The sequence below is a fragment of the Mycobacterium sp. 1165178.9 genome (assembly GCF_001673555.1).
Classification (GTDB): Bacteria; Actinomycetota; Actinomycetes; order Mycobacteriales; family Mycobacteriaceae; genus Mycobacterium.
In genome coordinates this window covers 1-6,537 of the sequence record NZ_LZMB01000071.1, presented here as the reverse complement: position 1 = coordinate 6,537, position 6,537 = coordinate 1, and the positions used below count along the sequence as shown (strand labels likewise).

Annotated in this window: 8 protein-coding genes; 6 read left to right on the top strand and 2 right to left on the bottom strand. The window is 66.2% G+C overall.

Annotation, left to right across the window (positions count from 1 at the left end; all coding sequences use genetic code 11):
* Positions 1 to 713, bottom strand: a 713-nt coding sequence (locus A5652_RS03815; RefSeq protein ID WP_156745140.1) for an alcohol dehydrogenase catalytic domain-containing protein, incomplete at its 3' end; no start/stop codon positions are given.
* A 14-nt stretch (positions 714 to 727) separates the two neighbouring features.
* On the opposite strand from A5652_RS03815, the gene A5652_RS03810 reads away from it, so the two are divergent.
* Positions 728 to 1,213 carry a thioesterase family protein gene (locus tag A5652_RS03810; RefSeq protein ID WP_156745139.1) on the top strand — a complete coding sequence of 162 codons (486 nt, stop codon included), beginning with the start codon at positions 728 to 730 and terminating at the stop codon, positions 1,211 to 1,213.
* A gap of 84 nt (positions 1,214 to 1,297) precedes the next feature.
* Entirely contained in the window at positions 1,298 to 1,738 is a 441-nt protein-coding gene (locus A5652_RS03805; protein ID WP_066861577.1) for an SRPBCC family protein, read from the top strand.
* Here A5652_RS03805 and A5652_RS03800 read toward each other — a convergent pair.
* Entirely contained in the window at positions 1,735 to 2,415 is a 681-nt protein-coding gene (locus A5652_RS03800; RefSeq protein ID WP_197513736.1) for a GntR family transcriptional regulator, read from the bottom strand. The two genes, A5652_RS03805 and A5652_RS03800, sit on opposite strands and share 4 nt — an antisense overlap.
* Positions 2,416 to 2,596: 181 nt before the next feature.
* Between A5652_RS03800 and fadD5 the strand changes: the two genes are divergently transcribed.
* The 4 genes from fadD5 to A5652_RS03780 form a co-directional block, all read left to right on the top strand.
* Complete coding sequence (fadD5, locus tag A5652_RS03795; RefSeq protein ID WP_067346800.1) at positions 2,597 to 4,192, top strand: fatty-acid--CoA ligase FadD5; 1,596 nt, start codon at positions 2,597 to 2,599, stop codon at positions 4,190 to 4,192.
* 293 nt (positions 4,193 to 4,485) lie between these two features.
* Positions 4,486 to 5,301, top strand: a complete 816-nt coding sequence (locus A5652_RS03790; RefSeq protein WP_067346795.1) for an ABC transporter permease — start codon at positions 4,486 to 4,488, stop codon at positions 5,299 to 5,301.
* A gap of 1 nt (position 5,302) precedes the next feature.
* Complete coding sequence (locus A5652_RS03785) at positions 5,303 to 6,172, top strand: ABC transporter permease (RefSeq protein ID WP_067346792.1); 870 nt, start codon at positions 5,303 to 5,305, stop codon at positions 6,170 to 6,172.
* Positions 6,173 to 6,177: 5 nt separating this feature from the next.
* Positions 6,178 to 6,537 (top strand): MlaD family protein (locus tag A5652_RS03780; RefSeq protein ID WP_156745138.1); only part of this gene is annotated, 360 nt, incomplete at its 3' end.

Here is a 6,537-nt window from a genome sequence, read left to right as displayed (position 1 = left end):
AGGCGCCGGGCGGCGGCCAACTTCTCCGGCAATTGATCGATGGCGACGACGCGGACGTCGTCGTAGGTCAGCGCGGTGAGCAGCGCCGCCATCCCCACGCCGCCAAGTCCGACCACCCCGACCGTCTGGCCCGGCCGCGGATGGCCCACGTTGAGCACCGCGCCGCCACCGGTGAGCACCGCGCAACCCAGCAGCGCGGCAACGTCGGCCGGCACCTCTTCGGGCACCGCGACCGCGCTGGCCCGATTGACGACCGCGTGCGTCGCGAAACCCGAGACACCGAGGTGGTGATAGACGGGATGGCCGGCGCGGCTGAGCCGAATGTCGCCGCCGAGCAAGGTGCCTGCGCCGTTCGCCGCGCTGCCCGGTTCACACGGCGTCAGGCCCTCGGTTGCGCAGGCCACGCAATGACCGCAGCGCGGCAAGAACACCAGCACCACCCGCTGGCCGATGGCCAGGTCGTCGACGCCCTCGCCGACCCGCTCGACGATCCCGGCGGCCTCGTGGCCGAGCAGCATCGGCACCGGCCGCACCCGATTCCCATCGACTACCGAGAGGTCGGAGTGGCAGATGCCCGCCGCCTCGACACGGACCAGGACTTCGTCGCGGCCCGGGGGCGCGAGGTCGAGTTCGGCGACGGTGATCGGCCGCGACTGCGCGTAGGGCCGGGGTGATCCGATGCGCTCCAGTACCGCGCCCCGAATTCCAGACATGTTGGAATACAACCATGGCGTCGGCTTCCGTAGTTCCGCCCGCACCGGACGGGCTGACCAGCAAGGATTTTCCGGTGTTGTGGCGGGTCGGAACCCGGTGGGCCGACAACGACATGTTCGGCCACCTCAACAACGCCGTGTACTACCAGCTGTTCGACACCGCGATCAACGCCTGGATCAACACCAGCACCGGGCTGGACCCGATCACCACGCCCGCGCTGGGCATCGTCGCCGAATCGGGTTGCCGCTATTTCTCCGAGCTGCAGTTCCCGCAGAACCTCGTGGTGGGGCTGGCCGTCACGCGGCTGGGCCGCAGCAGCGTCACCTACCGGCTGGGGGTGTTCCGGGCCGTGGGGAACGAGCCCGCTGACAACGACGCGCAACCCATCACCGCGCTGGGGCACTGGGTGCACGTCTACGTCGACCGGGTCACCCGCAAGTCTGTCCCGATCCCCGACGCCGTCCGCGCCCTGCTGGCGACCGCCGCCGTCGACCAATAACCGCCTGGCATCAGGGCTTTCGTCGTCAAATCGGGTCGCGACGGCAACGCAAGGAGGCACCGCCCGCCCGGCTATGCTTCGCGCATGCCAGTCATGAGCAAGACCGTCGAGGTGGACGCCGACGCCGCGTTGATCATGAAGATCGTCGGCGACTTCGAGGCCTACCCGCAGTGGAACGAGGAGATCAAGGGTCTCTGGGTGCTTGCCCGCTACGACGACGGGCGCCCCAGCCAGCTGCGGCTCGACACCGATTACCAAGGCATGCAGAGCATGTTCATCCAGGCGGTGTACTACCCCGGGGAAAACCAGATCCAGACAGTCCTGCAGCAGGGCGACCTCTTCACCAAGCAGGAGCAGCTGTTCAGTGTGGTGTCGATGGGAGCGTCGAGCCTGCTGACGGTGGATCTGGACGTCGAAACGTCGATGCCGGTGCCGGCACCGATGGTGAAGCAACTCCTCAACAATGTGCTCGACCATCTGGCCGAGAGCCTGAAGCAGCGCGCCGAGCAGCTGGCCGCGAGCTAGTCGAAGATTCCGGTGCGGCCGCGCATCTCGGCCAGGCGGGTCGCGGCATCGGTGAATTGCCACACGGTGTGCTCGATCACCGCGGCGGTGTCGTGCCGGTGCAACGCCGCGATCAGCTCGCGGTGATTGGCGACGGCGGCCTCTCCCCAATGCGGGTCGGCGGCGTAGACCAGCACCGGCATGTAGCGCGCGGCGTTGAGCAGGAACCAGGCCAGTTTGATGCGCCCACTCGCCTGGTTGAAGACCCGATGGAATGCGAACTCGATGCCCGCGATGGTCTCGGCGTCCCCGGACCCGACGGCCGCGGCCAGCGAGTCGTTGATCCGGTCCAACTCGTCGATCTCGGCCTCGGTGATGTGGTCGGTGGCCGCCGCCGCCAGCTCGCGCGCGATCGTCGCCTGCAACCAGAAGATGTCCTCGATGTCCTGGCGGGTCAAAGGCAGCACGACGTGGCCGCGATGCGGTTCTAACTGCACCATGCCCTCGCCGCGCAACTTCAGCAGGGCCTCGCGCACCGGGGTGACGCTGACTCCGAGCTCTGCCGCGGTCTCGTCGAGGCGGATGAACGTGCCCGGACGCAGCGCGCCGGACATGATCGCCGCCCGCAAATGGCCCGCGACCGCGTCCGACAATTGCGCCCGGCGCAGCGGCCGCCGACTCCTCGGCTGCATTGACATCGGTGCGTTCACGGGACTGCCAGGGCTTTCGTGGGCTTGGCCGGACGGGGTTGGAGTTTTGACGGCTGTTAACGGGACTTGTCAGTAGACCGTCAACGCCATAGTGTGACCCACACAACACTAAGTTTTATCAAATATCAACCTGGCGCAAGCGGTGCGCGAGTGAAGGGGAGTGCTTAGCTTGACCGCGCAATTGGCGAGCCAACCGACACAGGCGGACGAGCAGCCGTACCTGGCCCGGCGACAGAACTGGGTGAACCAGCTGGAACGCCACGCGTTGATGCAGCCGAAGGTGACGGCGCTGCGGTTCCTGGGCAAAACCCTGACGTGGGGCGACCTGCGGAGCCGGGTGGCGGCGCTGGCCGATGCGTTGAGCCGCCGGGGGGTCGGATTCGGTGACCGGGTGATGATCCTGATGCTCAACCGCACCGAGTTCGTCGAGTCGGTGCTGGCCGTCAACATGCTCGGCGCCATCGCGGTCCCGCTGAACTTCCGGCTCACCCCGGCCGAAATCGCGTTCCTGGTCCAAGACTGTGAAGCGCGCGTGATCGTCACCGAACCCGTGCTGGCCCCGGTGGCCGCCGGGGTCCGCGACATCGAGTCGTCGCTGAGCACCATCGTGGTCGCCGGCGCCGCGACCGACGACAGCGTGCTCGGCTACGAGGACCTCATCAACGAGTCCGGACAAGAGCACCGACCCGTCGACATCCCGAACGACTCGCCGGCGCTGATCATGTACACCTCGGGTACCACCGGGCGGCCGAAGGGCGCCGTGCTGACCCACACCAACCTGACCGGCCAGACGATGACCGGCCTGTACACCAACGGCGCCGACATCAACAGCGACGTCGGATTCATCGGTGTGCCCTTCTTCCACATAGCCGGCATCGGCAACATGCTGACCGGGGTGCTGCTCGGCATCCCCACGGTGATCTACCCGCTGGGCGCTTTCGAGCCCGGACAGCTGCTCGACGTGCTCGCCGCGGAGAAGGTCACCGGAATCTTTCTGGTGCCCGCCCAGTGGCAGGCGGTGTGCGCCGAACAGCAGGCCCGCCCGCGCGACCTGAAATTGCGCGTGATTTCGTGGGGCGCCGCGCCGGCTCCCGACGCGCTGCTGCGGGAGATGTCGGCGAGGTTCCCCGGCACCCAGATACTGGCCGCGTTCGGCCAGACGGAGATGTCGCCGGTCACATGCATGTTGCTGGGCGAGGACGCGATTCGGAAACGCGGCTCGGTCGGCAAGGTGATCCCCACCGTGGCCGCCCGCGTCGTCGACGAAAACATGAACGACGTGCCGGTCGGTGAGGTGGGCGAAATCGTTTACCGCGCACCAACTTTGATGAGCGGCTACTGGAACAACCCGCAGGCCACGGCGGAAGCGTTCGCCGGCGGCTGGTTCCACTCCGGCGACCTCGTCCGCATGGACGAGGAGGGCTACGTGTGGGTGGTCGACCGCAAGAAGGACATGATCATCTCCGGTGGCGAGAACATCTACTGCGCCGAAGTGGAAAACGTCCTCGCCAGCCATCCCGGCATCGTCGAAGTCGCCGTCATCGGCCGCGCTCACGACAGGTGGGGCGAGGTACCCATCGCGGTGGCCGCTGTCGCGGACGACAATTTGCGACTCGATCAACTCGATGAGTTTTTGACCGAGCGGCTGGCGCGATACAAGCACCCCAAGGCGCTCGAGATCGTCGACGCCCTGCCGCGCAACCCGGCCGGGAAGGTGCTCAAGACTGAACTACGGGTGCGGTACGGAGTTGGACAAATCGACTAAATCCATTCTCGGGCAAGAGGTTTTAGGAGTAGAGAAGAAAGGCGATAGGAGCTGTAACGTTTGCCAGCTGTTGGCGAAGGGTTAATTGTGCGGATGCGGTTCACACGTGCTTGGCCATCGGGTACATTCCTGTGGTCTCCGTTACTACTTGCCAGTAGGGAGCCGATGGTCACAGGCATCAAGCCGGGGCGAGGTGGGGACGGCCCTAGCTACATAGCGGTGAGGGGGCGAGGCGTGCAACACGATCCGCCGCGACGCCAGAAAGCGCGCGGTGACGGCCGGAGGGGGGAGCGGTGACCGAAACGTCGACTAATCGGCAAGGCCCCTACCTGGTCAGCTATGTGCGCGACCAAGCGCGGACGCCCTTGACACTCGTCGGGGGATTCTTCCGGATGTGCGTCCTGACCGGGAGGGCGCTGTTCCGTCGACCGTTCCAGGTTCGCGAATTCATATTGCAGTGCTGGTTCATCATGCGGGTCGCATTCCTGCCGACCGTCTTCGTCTCGATCCCGTTGACCGTGTTGCTGATCTTCACGCTCAACGTGCTGCTCGCTCAGTTCGGGGCCGCTGACCTGTCCGGTGCCGGCGCGGCAATCGGCGCGGTCACCCAGCTCGGCCCGCTGACCACGGTGCTCGTAGTCGCCGGTGCCGGCTCGACGGCGATCTGCGCGGACCTTGGTGCTCGCACCATCCGCGAGGAGATCGACGCGATGGAGGTGCTTGGCATCGACCCGATCCACCGCCTGGTGGTGCCCCGTGTGCTCGCGGCGACCCTGGTCGCCACGTTGCTCAACGGCCTGGTGATCACGGTCGGCCTGGTCGGTGGCTACCTGTTCGGCGTCTACCTGCAGAACGTGTCCGGCGGTGCGTATCTGGCCACCCTGACCACCATCACCGGCCTGCCCGAGGTTGTCATCGCGACGGTCAAAGCCGCCGTGTTCGGCCTCATCGCCGGCCTGGTCGGCTGCTACCGCGGCCTGACCGTGAGCGGCGGCTCCAAAGGCCTGGGCACTGCCGTCAACGAGACCGTCGTGCTCTGCGTCGTCGCGCTCTACGCCGTGAACGTGGTGCTGACGACGATCGGGGTGCGGTTCGGGACGGGGCACTGACATGTCGACTTCCGCCGTCCTTCGCTCCCGCTTCCCGCGGGCGGCAGAGAACCTCAACCGCTACGGCCTCGCCGCGGCCCGCGGCCTCGACGACATCGGTCAGATGGCCTGGTTCGGCGCGACCGCCCTCGGCAGCATTCCGCACGCGCTGCGCAACTACCGAAAAGAGACCTTGCGACTGATCGCCCAGATCGGCATGGGTACCGGCGCGATGGCGGTCATCGGTGGCACCGTCGCCATCGTCGGCTTCGTGACGTTGTCGGGTAGCTCGCTGGTCGCCATCCAGGGTTTCGCCTCGCTCGGCAACATCGGCGTCGAGGCGTTCACCGGCTTCTTCGCCGCGCTGATCAACGTGCGCATCGCCGCGCCCGTCGTCACCGGCATCGCCATGGCCGCCACGGTCGGTGCCGGCGCCACGGCGGAGCTGGGCGCCATGCGCATCAGCGAGGAGGTTGATGCCCTGGAAGTGATGGGCATCAAGTCGATTTCGTTCCTGGCGACCACCCGCATCATGGCGGGGCTGGTCGTCATCATCCCGATCTATTCCATGGCGATCATCATGACTTTCCTGTCCCCACAGATCACCACGACGGTGATCTACGGGCAGTCGAACGGCACCTACGAGCACTACTTCAGGACGTTCTTGCGCCCCGAGGACGTGTTCTGGTCGTTCGTGGAGGCGATCATCATCACCGCGGTCGTGATGATCACCCACTGCTTCTACGGCTACAACGCCGGCGGCGGTCCGGTCGGTGTGGGTGAGGCAGTCGGTCGATCGATGCGCTTCTCATTGGTGTCGGTACAGGTTGTCGTGTTGTCCGCCGCGTTGGCGCTGTATGGCGTCAACCCCAACTTCGCGCTCACGGTGTAACCGTCATGGCCCGACCGATTCAGATCAATTCACCGCGGACCCCGCCGTACAAGCTGGCCGGCGTGGCGCTCCTGGTCATCTTCGCACTGGCGCTGGCCCTTGTGTATGGGCAGTTCCGGGGCAGCTTCACCGCCAAGACGCAGCTGACCATGCTGGCGTCGCGGGCCGGGTTGGTGATGGATCCGGGTTCGAAGGTCACGTATAACGGGGTGGAGATCGGCCGGGTGGGGTCGATCTCGGAGACGGTGCGCGACGGCAAGCCGGCCGCGAAGTTCGCCCTCGAGGTGTATCCGCGGTACTTGAAGCTGATCCCGTCGAATGTGAACGCCGATATCAAGGCGACGACGGTGTTCGGCGGCAAGTAT